The sequence below is a fragment of the Mycobacterium sp. NGS19 genome (genome assembly GCF_059813155.1).
In genome coordinates, this window is the sequence record NZ_JCALEB010000001.1 from 273,271 (window position 1) to 289,530 (window position 16,260).

13 protein-coding genes are annotated in these 16,260 nt (G+C 67.5%); 7 read left to right on the forward strand and 6 right to left on the reverse strand.

Features of this window, described 5'->3' with window-relative positions; translation table 11 throughout:
• Positions 1 to 250 precede the first annotated feature (250 nt).
• Positions 251 to 1,204 (reverse strand): 4-(cytidine 5'-diphospho)-2-C-methyl-D-erythritol kinase, encoded by a 954-nt coding sequence (locus AC5Y4N_RS01390; RefSeq protein ID WP_499909367.1) that lies wholly within the window; start codon positions 1,202 to 1,204, stop codon positions 251 to 253.
• 168 nt (positions 1,205 to 1,372) lie between these two features.
• Here AC5Y4N_RS01390 and AC5Y4N_RS01395 point away from each other — a divergent pair, with 168 nt between their 5' ends.
• Positions 1,373 to 2,170, forward strand: coding sequence for a serine/threonine-protein kinase (locus AC5Y4N_RS01395; RefSeq protein WP_499909365.1), 798 nt, complete (start codon positions 1,373 to 1,375; stop codon positions 2,168 to 2,170).
• Here the strand turns inward: AC5Y4N_RS01395 and rsmA are convergent.
• The 3 genes from rsmA to AC5Y4N_RS01410 form a co-directional block, all read right to left on the reverse strand.
• Positions 2,157 to 3,047: a 16S rRNA (adenine(1518)-N(6)/adenine(1519)-N(6))-dimethyltransferase RsmA gene (gene rsmA, locus AC5Y4N_RS01400; RefSeq protein WP_499909830.1), complete on the reverse strand. Its 891-nt coding sequence runs from the start codon at positions 3,045 to 3,047 to the stop codon at positions 2,157 to 2,159. The genes AC5Y4N_RS01395 and rsmA overlap by 14 nt on opposite strands.
• Entirely contained in the window at positions 3,044 to 4,171 is a 1,128-nt protein-coding gene (locus tag AC5Y4N_RS01405; protein ID WP_499909363.1) for a resuscitation-promoting factor, read from the reverse strand. Before AC5Y4N_RS01405 ends, rsmA begins: the two co-directional genes overlap by 4 nt.
• Before the next feature lie 255 nt (positions 4,172 to 4,426).
• Positions 4,427 to 5,272 (reverse strand): TatD family hydrolase, encoded by an 846-nt coding sequence (locus tag AC5Y4N_RS01410; protein WP_499909361.1) that lies wholly within the window; start codon positions 5,270 to 5,272, stop codon positions 4,427 to 4,429.
• A gap of 19 nt (positions 5,273 to 5,291) precedes the next feature.
• On the opposite strand from AC5Y4N_RS01410, the gene metG reads away from it, so the two are divergent.
• From metG to AC5Y4N_RS01430, 4 genes are read left to right on the forward strand one after another with little or no spacing between them, the layout of a single operon-like run.
• Positions 5,292 to 6,836: a methionine--tRNA ligase gene (gene metG, locus AC5Y4N_RS01415; RefSeq protein WP_499909359.1), complete on the forward strand. Its 1,545-nt coding sequence runs from the start codon at positions 5,292 to 5,294 to the stop codon at positions 6,834 to 6,836.
• 51 nt (positions 6,837 to 6,887) lie between these two features.
• On the forward strand, positions 6,888 to 8,063 hold the full coding sequence (locus AC5Y4N_RS01420; RefSeq protein WP_499909357.1) for an NAD(P)/FAD-dependent oxidoreductase: 1,176 nt from the start codon (positions 6,888 to 6,890) through the stop codon (positions 8,061 to 8,063).
• Positions 8,060 to 8,977 (forward strand): RNA polymerase sigma-70 factor, encoded by a 918-nt coding sequence (locus AC5Y4N_RS01425; protein ID WP_499909354.1) that lies wholly within the window; start codon positions 8,060 to 8,062, stop codon positions 8,975 to 8,977. Before AC5Y4N_RS01420 ends, AC5Y4N_RS01425 begins: the two co-directional genes overlap by 4 nt.
• A gap of 38 nt (positions 8,978 to 9,015) precedes the next feature.
• Positions 9,016 to 10,239, forward strand: coding sequence for an aminodeoxychorismate synthase component I (locus tag AC5Y4N_RS01430; protein ID WP_499909352.1), 1,224 nt, complete (start codon positions 9,016 to 9,018; stop codon positions 10,237 to 10,239).
• On the opposite strand, the gene rsmI is transcribed toward AC5Y4N_RS01430, so the two are convergent.
• Positions 10,209 to 11,045, reverse strand: coding sequence for a 16S rRNA (cytidine(1402)-2'-O)-methyltransferase (gene rsmI, locus AC5Y4N_RS01435; RefSeq protein WP_499909350.1), 837 nt, complete (start codon positions 11,043 to 11,045; stop codon positions 10,209 to 10,211). The two genes, AC5Y4N_RS01430 and rsmI, sit on opposite strands and share 31 nt — an antisense overlap.
• 71 nt (positions 11,046 to 11,116) lie before the next feature.
• On the opposite strand from rsmI, the gene AC5Y4N_RS01440 reads away from it, so the two are divergent.
• Positions 11,117 to 12,613, forward strand: a complete 1,497-nt coding sequence (locus AC5Y4N_RS01440) for a dolichyl-phosphate-mannose--protein mannosyltransferase (RefSeq protein WP_499909828.1) — start codon at positions 11,117 to 11,119, stop codon at positions 12,611 to 12,613.
• 282 nt (positions 12,614 to 12,895) lie between these two features.
• On the forward strand, positions 12,896 to 13,948 hold the full coding sequence (locus AC5Y4N_RS01445) for a GGDEF domain-containing protein (RefSeq protein WP_499940438.1): 1,053 nt from the start codon (positions 12,896 to 12,898) through the stop codon (positions 13,946 to 13,948).
• A gap of 28 nt (positions 13,949 to 13,976) precedes the next feature.
• Here the strand turns inward: AC5Y4N_RS01445 and AC5Y4N_RS01450 are convergent, their stop codons facing one another.
• On the reverse strand, positions 13,977 to 16,250 hold the full coding sequence (locus tag AC5Y4N_RS01450; RefSeq protein WP_499906378.1) for a putative bifunctional diguanylate cyclase/phosphodiesterase: 2,274 nt from the start codon (positions 16,248 to 16,250) through the stop codon (positions 13,977 to 13,979).
• Between the last annotated feature and the right edge of the window lie 10 nt (positions 16,251 to 16,260).

Below are 16,260 nucleotides of genomic sequence, written 5' to 3' on the forward strand. Positions count from 1 at the left end.
CAAACGCCCGGGCATCAATGTTGCGCCTGCTAGATGGCCCTTGGCAGCAGGCGCGCGCATACGATTGCGCAGCGGTTCGATTGCGAGTCCGTGATCTTTTCCGGGCTGCGGACCCAAGGTATGACGATCGCCCACCCCCGCGTTGGATGGGCGACCACATGAGGCAAGCCGGACCGCTGACGTACACCGCCGATGATCTTAAACTCCTCTTAGACTAAGCGGCAAACTCGACGCAGTTTTGAGAACTGCGTCACACCCCATGCGTCGGTGCCGGCACCACCCGCGCCCCCTGCACAGGGCCGCTGGCCACCCGCACCGTCCGGCAGACTCCCGCCCCGGCCAGTTGCGTCCCGACGTCCACCGCGGACGCGGCCGTCGGGCACAGGAACGCACACGTCGGCCCGGACCCGGACACGATTCCCGCCAGCGCACCCGCCTCGACGCCGGCCCGCAGGGTGCGGCGCAGACCCGGCTGAAGGCTGATCGCCGCGGCCTGCAGGTCGTTACCCAACAGCGGCGCCAGCCGTCTCGGGTCGCCGGCGGCCAGGGCCGCCAGCAGCGGCTCCGGTTCGCCCAGTCGCGGCGGATCGCCGGCGCTGCGCAGCCGGTCCATCTCGGAGAACACCTTCGCCGTCGACAACCCGTTGGCCGAGAACGCCAGCACCCAATGAAAAGTGGTGCGAGCGAGCACCGTCGCGAGCTCTTCGCCGCGGCCGGTGCCCAGCGCGGTGCCTCCGTGCAGCGCGAACGGCACGTCACTGCCCAGCTTGGCGGCCAGCGCGTGCAGGTCGCGCCGCGGCACGCCGACCTCCCAGAGGTTGTTCATCGCCACCAGCACCGCGGCGGCGTCGGCGCTGCCGCCGGCCATGCCTCCCGCCACGGGGATCGACTTCTCGATCGAGATCTCGACGTCTGGTGAGCGGCCGACGTGCTCGGCCATCAGCTCGGCGGCCTGCCAGGCCAGGTTGCGCTCGTCGGCCGGCAGCGAGTCGGCGCCTTCGCCGGTGATCTCCAACGTCAGTGTGTCGGCGTTGCGCACCGTCACCTCGTCGAGCAGGGACACCGCGTGGAACACAGTGGTCAGTTCGTGGTAGCCGTCGTCGCGCCGATCCCCGACGGACAGGAAGAGGTTGACCTTGCCCGGCACTCGCACTGTGACAGAACCGGTCGCCACCCATTCGGGCGCGGTGCTGCCGTCGGACACGGCAAGAGACTAACGCGCGATGACGATTCGCCACGACTCCCCGAAGATGCCGTTACGGCCGAGCACATGGAAAAGAGTGGCCAGACGTACCCCTCGACCGTCTGCACCACTCCTTACTCTGGTCGTTACCCGCAACTCGGCGGGGGCAAACGAGCCTACGCTGAGGCGGTGCTGTGCCCTGGGCAGGCGTTCGAGGGCTATCGCGTCGAGGGCCTCCTGGGCCGTGGCGGTTCCGCCGCGGTGTACCGGGCGCACGACGACGCGGGCCGGACGGTGGCGCTGAAGGTGCTTGCCGACGATCGCCGCGGCCCGGCAGAGACCACGCGGCTGCAACGCGAGTTCGACTTCGCCCGCCGGCTCAGCCATCCGCACGTGGTGTCGGTGTATCGGCGCGGGGACTATTGGCTGGCAATGCAACTGGTGGACGGCGGCACCGCGATGGCGCTGCAACGGCTCGCCGACCGGCTCACCGCGATGGCGCAAGTCGCCGACGCGCTGGACTACGTGCATCGGTGCGGGATCGTGCACTGCGACGTCAAGCCGTCCAATCTGCTTGTGCATCAGCCGTTTTCGGATGGCGGCACAGTGCTCATCGACTTCGGTGTCGCGTACGCCGTCGCCGAGGACAACCGCAAACGGCCGCAGCCACTGCTGGCGTCGCTGCCCTACCTGGCGCCGGAAATGCTGCGCGGCAGGTCGCCGTCGGCGGCCACCGACGAATACGCGTTGGCCTGCACGGCCGTCGAATTGGTGACCGGCGCACCGCCTTTCGCGGCTGCGACGCCGGCAGAGCTTGCGAAGGCCCACTTGACCACACCGCCGCCCTATCCGTCTCGCACATACCCGTGGCTGCCACGAGCGTTCGACGGTGTGATCGGCAAGGCGATGGCCAAGGATCCAGAGCTGCGCTACCGGACATGCGCCGAGTTCGTCGCCGCCGTCGTGCGGATCCTCAGCCGTTCGTAGATTCGGGCAGGCCGGAGCGCTGCAGAAGCCGCACGAAATCGGCGATGCCCAGTGTCTCACCGCGACGGGCGGGGTCGATGCTGGCCGCCAGCAGGCGGCGCGCCGACTCGTTGCCCGAGCCGGCCCATTCCGCGAACGCGTTGCGCACGGTCTTGCGGCGCTGCGCGAACGCGATGTCGACCAACCTGAACACCTCGCGGCGGAAGACGTCGTCGGTGGGCCACGGTGCGGTGTCGTAGCGGTCGATGCGCACCAACCCGGAGTAGACGCGTGGGATCGGCCAGAACACCGTGGGCGACACCGTTCCGCAGCGGCGGACTCGCCCGAAGAATCGGGCCTTGACGCTGGGGGTTCCGTATTCCTTGCTGCCCGGCTCGGCGCCCAACCGCTCGGCCACTTCGGCTTGCACCATGACCATCACCACGCGGATCGACGGGAACTCGGCGAGAAGGTGCAGCAGCGCCGGCACCGCGATGTTGTAGGGAAGGTTCGCCACCAGTGCGCTGGGCAGGCCGAACGGTTCGCTCTCGAGCTCGGCACGGCGCAGCGTCAGGATGTCTTGGTTGCGCACGCTCAGCCGCTCGGCTTCGGCGGGGCCGTGCTCGGCCACGGTCAGCGGCAGTCGCCCGGCGAGCAGCGGGTCGATCTCCACCGCCGTCACCGTGGCGCCCTTGTCAAGCAGGCCCAGCGTCAGCGAGCCCATGCCCGGGCCCACCTCCACAACATGGTCGCCCTGTCCCACGCCTGCCGTGGTCACGATCCGGCGGACCGTGTTGGCGTCGTGAACGAAGTTCTGGCCCAACGACTTTCGCGGACGAAAGTCGAGCTCTTTGGCCAGCCTGCGGATTTCGGTGCGGCCGAGCAGCCGGATGGTCAGCGGGCCCCGATGCGTCCGCTACACACTGGCCAAGCGCCCCAGCCCTGACGCTGCTGGGTCACCGACGCGATCGCGATCTGCTCCTCGCGGGTCGCCAGGTCGGCGCGGGGCGCGTAGCGCAGGCCGCCGTTGCGTTCCCAGGTGTTCTGGTCGAACTGGACGCCGCCGTAGAAGCCGTTGCCGGTGTTGATGGCCCAGTTGCCGCCCGCCTCACAGGACGCCAGCGCATCCCAGGCGGCGCCGTTGGTCACCGGCGGTACCTCGGTGCCGGGTTTCGCGCCTATCCGCAGCACCGACGGCCGCGCCGGCGTGATCACCTCGTTGGCCACCGGAAGCCGCCCGGTTTCCACACCGTTGACCAGTGAGACCGCGAACGTGACGTCCTGCTCCCCAGGCTGGCCGGGGTCGTCGACCACCTGCCGGCTCATGTTCATCTCGGGATCCGGGATCTTCTGCGCCGGCGGCGGCAGCGGCACCCGTTCGGTGACCTTCTGCATCCGTATCCGCGTGACGACCACGGTCATCCCCTCGGTGACCGGGGTCGATGGCGGGGGCACCACCTTGTCGGCCTGCTCCAGCGGTGCGCCGGCCGCGGTCAGCAGCTCACCGACGGTCGGCGCGGCCAGCCGACGATCGGTCATCACCCCGCCGTCGTCGAGGTGCACGTTCTTGGGGCTGACCACCGGCAGCGCCATGCCTGCCAGCGGCAGGCGGCTGGAGCGCGACGCCGCCGCGGGCGCCGCGTCGGACAGCGACAGCTGCTGCAGCGCCTCGTCGACCGTCGCCGCGGTGGTCCACAGCTGGTGGCTCTCACCACCGTCGAGCGACACCTGCAGCGGGCGGCTGCGGTGCAGCACGATGCGGTCGGCGTCATTGACCGGCTGGTCCGCTGCTGGATACAGATCGTCGCGCTCACCCACGGTGAAGCCGTTCTCGCGGACGACGTCGATCACCCGCGACTTCATCGTCGACACAGTCACCGGGGAGCCGTCGACGTCCAACGTGACGGTCTTGTGGGCGGCCACGGCGTAGCTTCCGCCGAAGGCCAGTGTCAGCAAAAGCGCGCCGACGAGGGCGCGCAACACAGGTGAATTGTTTTGGTACAGCTTGGTCAGAACGTTCAAGAGTCGTCTATCCCGACTGTCGGCGTCATTTGCTAGGCCGCTCGGGCCGAATCATGATCACAAGACGGTAACGAAGAGCCCTACCAGAGGCAAATCTGAAGCGCCGGTTGAGGCATGAGTCACATCGAGAGTTCAGATGCGTTGTGTTGCGGGCGGATTGGGCTAGCCGCGGATAACCGACGCGCGCCGCTAGGTGTTTGCTGGCATCAATACCGGCGTTTGTGCAGTTGAGGGCGGCCCGCGGCAATAGCCTGGCTAACCTTCTTCGGGCAGCCCGTACACCCGCCGCGCGTTTGCTGTCGTCGCCGCCGCAATTTCTTCGGCGGGGCGGCCCGTCAGCTCGGCGAGCGCCCGGACGGTGTACGGCAGGCAGTACGGCTCGTTGGGCGCGCCCCGGTAGGGATGCGGAGTCAGAAACGGCGCGTCGGTTTCGACGAGCAGCTGCTCGGCGGGGATCAGCTGCGCCGCCTCGTGCAGCGCGGCGGCGTTCTTGAAACTCACGGTTCCGGACAGGCTCAGCACCCAGCCGGCATCCACGCATTCGCGCGCCATCGCCGCATCGGAGGAGAAGCAGTGGAAGATCACGGTATCCGGGGCGCCCTCGGCCCGCAGCACGTCGAGCACCTGCCGGTCGGCGTCGCGGTTGTGGATCATCAGCGGTTTGCCCAGTCGCTTGGCCACGTCGATGTGCCAAGCGAAGGCCTCCCGCTGCACAGCCGGTTCGGCACATCCGTCCAGCCGGCCTGGCCAATACAGGTCAAGGCCGGTCTCCCCGACCGCCACCACCCGCTCGTCGCGGGCCAGCGACTCGATCTGCGCGCGGGCCGCCTCGGTGAGCGCATCAGCGCGAGTGGGGTGCAGCGCGACCGCGGCGTACACGCGGGAATCGGCGTGGGCGGCGTCCACCACCCACCGGGCCGACGCGAGGTCGTCGGCGATCGTGACGACGGCCGCGACGCCCACCGTCTCGGCACGGTCGACGATCTGGCGCACGTCGTCGGGATCACTGGCCCCGCACGCGTCCAAGTGCGTATGGGCGTCGACCAGCGGGCTCAGCGGCTCAGGGGGCGGCGGCGCGGGACGGGAACGACTGACTGGCACACCATATTGTGATCAGATAATGAGGCCTTTCTATGTGACCACCGCGATCGACTACCCGAACGGGGCGCCGCACATCGGGCATGCCTACGAGAAGATCGCCACCGACGCCATCGCGCGGTTCAAACGGCTCGACGGTTACCACGTCCGGTTCCTCACCGGCACCGACGAGCACGGGCTGAAGATGGCCGAGGCCGCCGCGGCCGAGGGACTGCCCACCGCGCAGCTGGCCCGGCGCAATTCCGATGTGTTCCAACGGCTTTACGACAAGCTCAACCTGTCGTATGACCGGTTCATCCGGACCACGGACCCCGATCACTTGGAAGCGTCGAAGGCGATCTGGCAGCGGATGGTGGACGCCGGCGACATCTATCTCGGCTCGTATGCGGGCTGGTACTCCGTGCGCGACGAGAACTACCTCAGCGAGAGCGAGACGAGGCTGGAGCCGGACGGCACCCGCGTAGCGGTCGAAAGCGGCGCGCCGGTGGTCTGGACCGAGGAACAGACGTATTTCTTCCGGCTGTCGGCATACGCGGACAAACTCCTGGCCCATTACGAAGCGCATCCGGAGTTCATCGGTCCTGAGGTGCGCCGCAACGAGGTGATCAGCTTCGTCTCGGGCGGACTGCGCGACCTGTCGATCTCCCGCACCTCGTTCGATTGGGGCGTGCAGGTGCCCGACCACCCCGAACACGTCATGTACGTGTGGGTGGACGCATTGACGAATTACCTTACGGGCGTTGGGTTTCCAAATACATCATCCGAGTTGTTCCAGACGTTCTGGCCGGCCGATCTGCACATGATCGGCAAGGACATCATCCGGTTCCATGCGGTGTACTGGCCGGCGTTTCTCATGTCGGCCGGAATCGAGCTGCCCCGAAGGGTTTTCGCGCACGGCCACCTGCTCAACCGTGGCACGAAGATGAGCAAGTCGGTGGGCAACGTCGTCGACCCGGTCACGCTGATCGACGAGTTCGGAGTGGACCAGGTGCGGTATTTCCTCTTGCGCGAGGTGCCGTTCGGTCAGGACGGCAGTTACAGCGACGACGCGATCATCACCCGCGTCAACGCCGATTTGGCCAACGAGTTGGGCAACCTCGCGCAACGCTCGCTGTCGATGGTGGCCAAAAATCTCGACGGCGTGGTGCCGGAGCCGGTGGCGTTCACCGACGACGACCGCGAATTGCTGGCGGCGGCCGACGGGCTGCTCGAGCGGGTCCGCGCGCACTTCGAGGTTCCGGCCATGCATCTTGCGCTGGAAGCGATCTGGCTGGTGCTGGGTGCGGCAAACAAGTATTTCTCGGCGCAGCAGCCGTGGGTTCTGCGCAAGTCAGAGGCGCAGGCAGACCACGAGCGGTTCGGCACCGTGCTGTACACGACGCTGGAGGTGGTGCGGATCGCTGCACTGCTGGTGCAGCCGGTGATGCCGGACTCGGCCGCCAAGCTCTTGGACCTGCTCGGCCAGGCTGCCGATGGCCGTTCGTTCGCCGCGATCGGCACGCGGTTGGCGCCGGGGACCGCGCTGCCGGCGCCGACGGGCGTGTTTCCCCGCTATCAGGCCGAGTGAGATCTGGGTCACAAGGTGTCACGTCCGGGCGCGAGCCGGTGTCTGGAGGGCATGACCAACTCGAACACTCCCATCTCAGTTGTCGTGATCGGCGGCGGTTACGCCGGAACGATTGCGGCGAATCATCTGTACATGCGCGACGACGTCACCGTCAGCCTGGTGAACCCGCGCCCGCACTTCGTCGAACGCATCCGGTTGCACCAGTTCGTGGCCAACTCGGGCTCGGCGACCGTCGACTACGGCGAGCTGCTGAACCCGAAGGTGCATCTCGTCGTCGACACCGCCACCGACATCGACCGCGACGCCCAAGCGGTGAGGCTGGCGTCGGGCAGTGCACTGCGCTACGACTACCTGATCTACGCCGTCGGCAGCACCGGCGCCCACCCGAGTGTGGCCGGAGCTGCTGAGTTCGCTTGGCAAGTAAGCGATTTCGACCATGCGCAGCGCCTGCGCGAGCGGCTCGAGGACCTGCATCCCCACGCGCCGGTGTGCGTGGTCGGTGGTGGCCTCACCGGCATCGAGATGGCTGCCGAGCTCGCCGATCAGCGCCCCGGGGCCGCCGTGACGCTGATCTGTGGTCCGACGCTGGGGCCGTCGCTGGGCGACGCCGCGCGCCGGTCGGTGGCCCGCCAGCTCGACCGTCTCGGCGTTCGGGTTCTGCAAGGCACCGCGGTGGTCGAGGTGGACGAGCACCGGGTGCTGCTGGAGGACGGCGTCGAGTTGCCCAGCGCCGTGACGATCTGGACCGCCGGTTTCGATGTGCCGGATCTGGCGGCGCGCAGCGGACTGAGCACCGACGCGGTGGGCCGACTGCTGACCGACGAGACGCTGACGAGCATCGACGACGAGCGGATCGTCGCTGCAGGTGATGCGGCCGCGCCGTCGGGTCAGCCGCTGCGAATGAGCTGCCAGGCCGCGGGGCCGCTGGGCGCACAGGCGGCCAACACGGTGCTCAGCCGGATCGCCGGCAAGACGCCCGCGGTGATCGACCAGGCGTTCATCGGGCAGTGCCTCAGCTTGGGCCGGTCGCTGGGGACGTTCCAGCTCACCCACGCCGACGACACTCCGCGGCGCTTGTATCTCGGAGGCCGGCTAGCTGCGACTGTCAAGGAGATGATCTGCAAGGGCACCGTGCGGGGGATCGCGCGAGAAGCCCGCAAACCCGGCTCGGCGTTCTGGCTGCGCGGCGGCAAACGGCCTGCGGCAGAACCGATTTCGCTGCCATGACCACCGATGATTCGCGTGCCCAGCACGCGATCGACGAGCACGCTGAGCGGTTTACCCTGTTGCGGCCGCTGCTGTTCACGATCGCCTACGAGATCCTCGGCACCGCAACGGAAGCCGACGACGTGCTGCAGGAAAGTTACCTGCGCTGGGCCGAGGTAGACCTGTCCACGGTGCACGACACCAAGGCCTACCTCGCCCAGCTCGTCACCCGGCAAGCCCTCAACGCGCTGCGGGCCCAGTCCCGCAGGCGCGAGGACTATGTCGGCCCGTGGCTGCCCGAGCCGCTGCTGCTGGAAACCAGCGACCCGTCCTCTGATGTGGTGCTGGCCGAGTCGGTGTCGATGGCGATGCTGGTGGTGCTGGAGACCCTGGGTCCCGACGAACGCGCGGTGTTCGTCTTGCGGGAGGTGTTCGGCTTCGGTTACGACGAAATCGGTTCCGCCGTCGGCAAATCCGCGTCGACGGTGCGCCAGATTGCGCATCGTGCCCGCGAGCACGTGCAGTCGCGGCGCAAGCGGTTCGAGCCCGTCGACCCGCAGCTGTCGATGGAGATCACGACCCGGTTCTTCACCGCCGCAGCCACCGGCGACGTCGACGGCTTGCTCGAGTTGCTGGCACCGGACGTGGTGTGGACCGCCGACAGCGCAGGCAAGGTCAGCGCTGCACGGCGGCCGGTCAGTGGGGCCCAACGCGTCGCCCGACTGGTCATGGGCCTGATGCGCCTGGGCGGCGAGAACGGGCGACTGGAGCCGGCGATGTACAACAACGCCCCGGCGCTGAAGCTGTATCTCGGCGACAACTTCGAAGGGCTGGTCACCGTCGAGATCGTCGACGGGCGCATCACGCACTTCTACGTGATGCGCAATCCCGACAAGCTGGCCGGTATCGACGTGCCGCGCGCGATCAGCCGCTGACTTTGCGTCTGCTCTGCCGGCACGTCAGGCTTGCGGGCATGCGGATCGAGCGGCTCGGCGAACTGGGCGACGCGCCGGCGGTGCTACGAGCCCTCGCGCGTCGCGGACGTCCGGCCGCACTGATCGGCGACTGGTTCGGCTCGCGGGCGGTCATCGCACCGCAACTGCAGGCTGTGCCCGTCGGTCGCCGCGACGTCTTCACCGTGGCGCCGGGGTCGCAGGGTGACGCCGTCGGCGGCGGCTGGCTCGGCTACCTCTCCTATCCCGATGCCGGTGCGGACGGTCTCGGCCCGCGCATTCCCGAGGCGGCCGGCAACTGGACGGACTGTGTGCTGCGCCAGGACCGTGACGAGGTCTGGTGGTACGAAAGCATTTCGGGCGCAACACTTCCCACCTGGATCACCGAGGCATTGCGGTCGCCTGGTGCGCCCGGGCCCGGCCATGTCGAATGGCAAGCGGCGGACCGCGACGCGCACCAGCATGGGGTGCACGCATGCCTGGAGGCCATTGCCGCGGGTGAGATCTACCAAGCATGCGTGTGCACGCAATTCGCCGGCAGACTTGTCGGCACGCCCGTCGACTTCTTCGTCGACGCGGCCGCCCGCACCCGTCCGGCCCGTGCAGCTTACGTGTCTGGCGAGTGGGGCGCGGTGGCGTCGCTGTCGCCGGAATTGTTTCTGCGGCGGCGCGGTACCGCGTTGGCGTCGAGTCCGATCAAGGGCACCCTGCCGCGGCACGCGGACCCGTCGGCGCTGCGCACGTCGGTCAAGGATGTCGCCGAGAACATAATGATCGTCGATCTCGTCCGCAACGACCTGAGCCGAGTCGCTGTCAACGGAACAGTCACCGTCCCAGAGCTTCTGGTGGTGCAGCCGGCCCCGGGCGTGTGGCATTTGGTGTCGACGGTCACGGCTGACGTCGACCCCGACGTCCCGATGGCGGCCGTACTGGACGCGACGTTCCCGCCGGCGTCGGTCACCGGCACGCCGAAAACCAGGGCGCGCCAGCTGTTGGCGCAATGGGAGCCGCAACGGCGCGGGATCTTTTGCGGCACAATCGGTTTGGCGTCACCACTGGCCGGCACTGAACTCAACGTCGCGATCCGCACCGTGGAGTTCGCCGCCGACGGCGGCGCCGTGCTCGGGGTAGGCGGCGGGATCACCGCCGACTCTGATCCCGACGCCGAATGGCAGGAGTGCCTGCACAAGGCCGCTCCGATCCTTGGGCTCGGTCAACCCCTCGCCCGCAGGAACGCATCGTAGAGCTCGCGACGCGACGGCGCGCCCGGATTCCCCGCGATCACCTCGGCACACGCATCCTTCACCCGGGCGCCGGCGTCCACCAGCGCAGCCACTTCGCCGATCAACGCGACGATGTCGGCTTGCGGGCGCGAACCCGCCAGCACGACCGTGATCTCCCCCAGCACTCCGTGAGTCGCCCACTCGGCAAGCTCCGCGAGTGACCCGCGCACCACTTCCTCGTGCACCTTGGTCAGCTCGCGGCAGACGACCGCCTGCCGCGACGGGCCGAGCTCTTCGGCCGCGTCGGCCAGGCAAGCCGCCAGCCGCCGCGGTGATTCGAAGAAGACACATGTGCGTGGCTCGGCCGCCAGCCCCGCCAGCCATGCCCGGCGGGCAGCGGGTTTGCGCGGCGCGAAACCCTCGAAGCAGAACCGCTCCGACGGCAGCCCGGATACCGCCAGCGCGGTGGTCACCGCCGACGGACCGGGCAAGCAGGTGACCGGAATGTCCGCGGCAATGCACGCCGTCACCAGCCGGTAACCGGGGTCGCTCACCAGCGGCATGCCGGCGTCGGTGACGGCCAGTACGGTGGCGCCTGCCTTCATGTCGGCGACCAGCGCAGGCACCCGGGCCGCCTCGTTCTGGTCGAACAAGCTGACCACCCTCCCCGGGATCCGAACCCCGAGCGCGGTGGCCAGCGTGCGCACGCGGCGGGTGTCCTCAGCGGCCACGACATCGGCGGAACCGAGCGCGGACACCAGGCGGCCAGACGCGTCGGCCGGCTGCCCCAGCGGTGTCGCGCCCAGCAACAGTCGGCCGCCGCCCATGCCGACAGCCTACGATCGCCGATGTGACCGTGGCTGACGTCCAACCGCGCACCGACGAGCGCAAGGCACCCATGATCAGCCCCGGTCCGGTCGCGCCGGTCGCCGACTTCGGCCCGACCGACCGGCTGCAAGGCTGGGCGATGACGGCCGTCGTCGCCGCGCTCGCGGCGATCACGCGGTTCGTCAGCCTCGGCTATCCCACCGACGCCGGGACGCCGATCTTCGACGAGAAGCACTACGCCCCGCAGGCCTGGCAGATGCTGCACAACGGCGGCGTCGAGGACAACCCCGGCTACGGGCTCGTGGTGCACCCGCCGATGGGCAAGATGCTCATCGCGGTCGGGGAGGCGATCTTCGGCTACAACGGCTGGGGCTGGCGGTTCAGCGGCGCACTGGCCGGGGTGGTGCTGGTCGTGCTGGTAGCGCGGATCGCCCGTCGGCTGAGCCGCTCGACCTTGGTCGGCGGTATCGCAGGACTGCTGATCATCGCCGACGGCGTCAGTTTCGTCTCGGCGCGCACCGCGCTTCTGGACGGTTTCTTGGCGACGTTCGTGGTCGCGGCGTTCGCAGCGCTGATGGTCGACCGTGACCAGATGCGCGCCCGCATGCACGTCGCGTTCACCGAGGGACGCATCGCCGAAACACCTTGGGGGCCAAGGCTTGGCGTGAGGTGGTGGCGCTTCGCGGCAGGCGTGCTGCTGGGGTTGGCCTTCGCCACCAAGTGGTCGGGGCTGTATTTCATGGTGTTCTTCGCGGCGCTGTCGCTGGCGTTCGACGTGGCCGCGCGCCGGCAGTATCAGGTGCCGCGGCCGTGGCTCGGTGTGTTGCGTCGCGACACGGCGCCGACGGTGTACGCGATGTGGCTCATTCCATTCGCTGTGTACATGGCGTCGTATGCGCCCTGGTTCGCGTCCGAAACGGCGATCAACCGCTACGAAGTGGGCCGCTCGATCGGGCCGGGCGGCCTCTTGCCTGACGCCATCCGCTCGCTGTGGCACTACACCTACGGCGTCTACAACTTCCACGCGGGCTTGACCAACGCGGCAGGCAATTATCACCCCTGGGAGTCGAAACCATGGGCCTGGCCGATGTCGCTGCGGCCGGTGCTGTACGCGATCGACCAGCAGAACATCGCCGGCTGCGGTGCCCAGTCATGCGTCAAGGCGGTGATGATGGTCGGCACGCCGGCCATCTGGTGGATCGCGCTGCCGGTGCTGCTCTGGGCGCTGTGGCGAGCTGCGGTGAAACATGATTGGCGGTATGGCGCAGCGCTGGTCGGCTATTGCGCGGGCTGGCTGCCGTGGTTTGCCGACATCGGGCGCCAGATGTATTTCTTCTACGCCGCGCCGATGGCGCCGTTTCTGGTGATCATGATCGCTCTTGTTCTCGGCGACGTGCTGTATGCCCCAGGTCAGTCGCGCGAGCGGCGAACGCTCGGCCTGCTGGTGGCCAGCTTCTACGTCGCTGCGGTGATCGCGAACTTCGCCTGGCTGTTCCCCATCCTCACCGGCATTCCGATCTCGCAGGCGACGTGGAACATGGAGATCTGGCTGCCCAGCTGGCGCTGACCACGCACTCGCGCCGGTTCGCTACAGCTGCTTGCGAGGTGGCTCTCAGCAAATCGCTTAGAAATTGCGCTCCTTTGGTGTCGAGGATGCGCTCTGGAAATCGCCGTCTTTATCGAGACCACTGGTCTTCCTGGAACTGGGATTGCTCTCCCGATTTTGGGCAATGCGCGTGTCAGCGTCCCAAATTAGTGAATTAGCAAACCCACAGATCGCGTATCTTATTGGACGTTGAGTTAGCTGTACGGTCTGGTGACCGAGCGGAGACGGCGTCGAATGTCACGAGTGAGAGGCTGGTTGAGTCGGCCCGACCAGTTCGCACGCATGACGGCGTTTCTGCGTCAGCGCAAGCTGCAGGGCTCTGCACAGTCGATCATGGCGGTGGTCGTGGCCACGTCGTCGTTGGTGCCCGTCACGGCCTTGGCCACCGACCGCAACGCCTGCACTCCGGCAACAGTCCTGAGTATCGTCACCGTCCTCTTCACCGTCGGCATGACCGCTTTCTGGCTCACGAGGTGGCCGACCCGCCGGCAATCGCAATTCGCCGCGGTAGCCGGCACAGTGTGCATCGCAGGATGGAGTCTCACGCAGCCCAGCGCCGCCGTCGCGGCCCTGGCTGCCACTGCAACGGCGATCACCGGGGGATACATCGCCTTTTTCCACAGCCCCAGAGTCTTGCTGTTCAACTTCTCGGTCGCGGTGCTGACTGCCACGGTCGCGGCGTTCCGGCTGGCGCGCGATGTCGACGTCGCGACCGCCTCGGCGGCGTTCTGGGTGATCTGGTTCCTCAACGTTTCTGTCCCCTTGGCGATCCGCGGCTTGGCGGGTGCGATGAGCCGCTACGCCGCACGGTCCGACGAAGATCCGCTCACCGGGCTGTTGAACCGGCGGGCTTTCGTCGACACCATCAGCAGCCGGCTGGCCGACGCGCGACCGGACGACACCGGCCTGGCGGTGCTCCTGATCGACATCGACGACTTCAAGAGCGTCAACGACAACCACGGTCACCCCGTCGGCGACCGCGCCCTGCGCGCGGTCGCCGAGCTGCTGCGAGAACACAGCCCGCCCGGCGCGGCGCTGTGCCGCGCCGGTGGCGAAGAGTTTCTCATCGCGCTATACGGCGAGTCACAGAACGCGCTGGATCTTGCCAACCGCTTGCGCGACTCCATCTCGGAGCTGTCGTTCGGCATCACCGCCAGCATCGGGCTCAGCTCTGTGGTGTTACCGAAATCCGCCAGGCTGGCGCATGCGGAGCTCATCGAGCAGCTCATCGCCGCGGCCGATGCCGCGATGTACGTCGCAAAACGAAACGGCGGCAATCGATCTCAGCACGCGTGACGTCGTGGGTCGGTCGATCGCCCGGTTGTCAAAAAGCCGCCGGCGAGGTGGTGGACACAAATAGCTCGTGGAGCGCCGGGGCGGCGAGCGGCGGACTGAAGAAGAAACCCTGGGCCATCTCGCAACCGAATTCTCTCAGCCGGTCGGCCGTTTCGGCGTCTTCGACGCCCTCCGCCACAGTCGACAAGTTGAGGGTGTGCGCGAGGTTGATGACGGCGCGCACGATCGCCGCTGTCCGCTCGTCACCCAAAATGGCTGCGGTGAAACGCTTTTCGAGTTTGATCTCGTCGATCGGAAGTTCGCGAAGGTAACGCAGCGCCGAGTAACCGCTGCCGAAGTCGTCGAGCACGATACGCACCCCGCCGTGGCGCAGGTCCGCCAGAATACTTGCGGTCGTGGTCATTTCGTCGATAAGCAGGTCTTCGGTGATCTCCAGGACAAGTGAGTCCGCGCCGAGATTGCGGCTGCTGAGTTCGTCGGCGATGCGCCGAGGCAGCCGGGTGTCGGCGAACAACGGCGGAAACAGGTTGACGGCGACCGGGATGTGCTGCCCGAGGCCATGCCACTGCGCGGCATCGTCGAGCGCTGTGGCGATGACGAGATCGGACAGGTCTCGCATCAGCCCGTGCTGACGGACCAGCGCCAAGAAGTTCTCCGGCTCGATCAGGCCCCGCTTGAGGTGTGGCCACCGGATGAGCGCTTCCACGCCGACGATCTGATCGGTCCGCAGGTTCACCTTGGGCTGGTAGACCATTGTCAGCGTGCGATTTTCGATCGCGTTGCGCAGTTCACCCAGCAAGCGCACCGCCGCGGAACCGCCGCCGTTTCTCCCGTTCCGGGCATGGCTTTGGTCCGTGTCGCAGGTCAGCTCGTTGGTGAAGATCTGCAGGTTACCGAGTCGCGAACGCTTGGCGGCACGCATCGCGATGTCGGCCTGGTTGAGCAGTACCTCTGGGGAGTCGACGAGCTTCCCGCGAGGTGCCACCGCAAGCCCGACGCTGGGTTTGACTGTCACCTCTTCACCGGTGACGACGAACGGCCGGTCGAACGCCTCGACAATTCGATAGGCCACCAGATGCGCGCGGTCAACCTCACCTTCGATCAGCACAGCGAATTCGTCGCCGCCGACACGGGCCACGGTGTCGGTGGGAAGAAGAAAGCTCTCGAGCCGATGCGCGGTCTGCCCCAGCACCACGTCACCGGCCGAATGCCCCATGTGGTCGTTGACCATCTTGAAGTCGTCGAGATCGATCAGCATCACCGAAATCGCATTGCGCTCGACGTTGTGCCGTGCGACGGCATGCGCCAGCCGATCGCGGAACAACGCTCGGTTGGCCAGCCGGGTGAGCGGATCGTGCAGCGCCTGGTCGGCGACCCGCTGCAGCAGACGACGGTTCTCCGAAACGGTCATGAACTGCCTGGCGAAAAGGCTGATCGTCATCACGATTGTCGCAACCAGCGCGGCATTGGGAACAACCGCGGTGCGGTAAGCCACCGTGGCAACCGTCCCGGCCGTCACCGCCGGAAAATACGGCAGCCACGACGAAAGCGCCGGCGGCAGCGCCGGTCCCGGCGCCGAGACCACAGGCCGTACAGCCGGCCGCACAACCGCCGCACCAGCGAACAGCAGCATGCCTATGAACCAGCCCAAAGCTACGGGCCCGTTCAAATCCTCTCTGCCGCCAGCGATCAGTCCCAGAAACCAGTTGTCCGACGCGGCCGTTGCCACGCTTGCAGCGACGAGCAGCCCGAGGCTCAGGCGCTGCCCGCTGCGGGCGCGCACCAAGAGCAAGACGGCGACTGTGACGGTCACGATGCCGGCCATGGAAGCGAACAACCCGGCATTGAGCGCAAGCGGATCGACACGACCGGACGTGTACAGATCGTTGAGGACGAACACCCAGCTGACCAGAAACAGCGAGCTTTCGACGAGTACTCCGTCCAGAAAAATCCGCCAGCGTGATCGGCCCGCATGCCCGAACGGAAAGACCATCAGCGCGGCGCAGCTGAGGATCGGCAGGATCGCAATGCCCAGCAAGGGCGACGGGAACAACGGCGTGGAGGCGGCCTCCGGTACGTGCTCGTGTGCCCACGACCCCATGCTGGCAGTCCAGCCGGCGAACGCGACCGCCCACAGCAGCCACGCAAACCTCTGGCGGCCGTGTCTGCGCCAAGCGGCCAGCACCGCGCACACCGCGGCCAATGTCCCGGCTGTGATCAAACCTGCAAACGTGAGCGTTACGCGGGTGCTCGCGTCGCCCCAGCCGGCAACTCGCCAGATCGCCCAGGCGATAGCTGCCATGCCGGCAAGG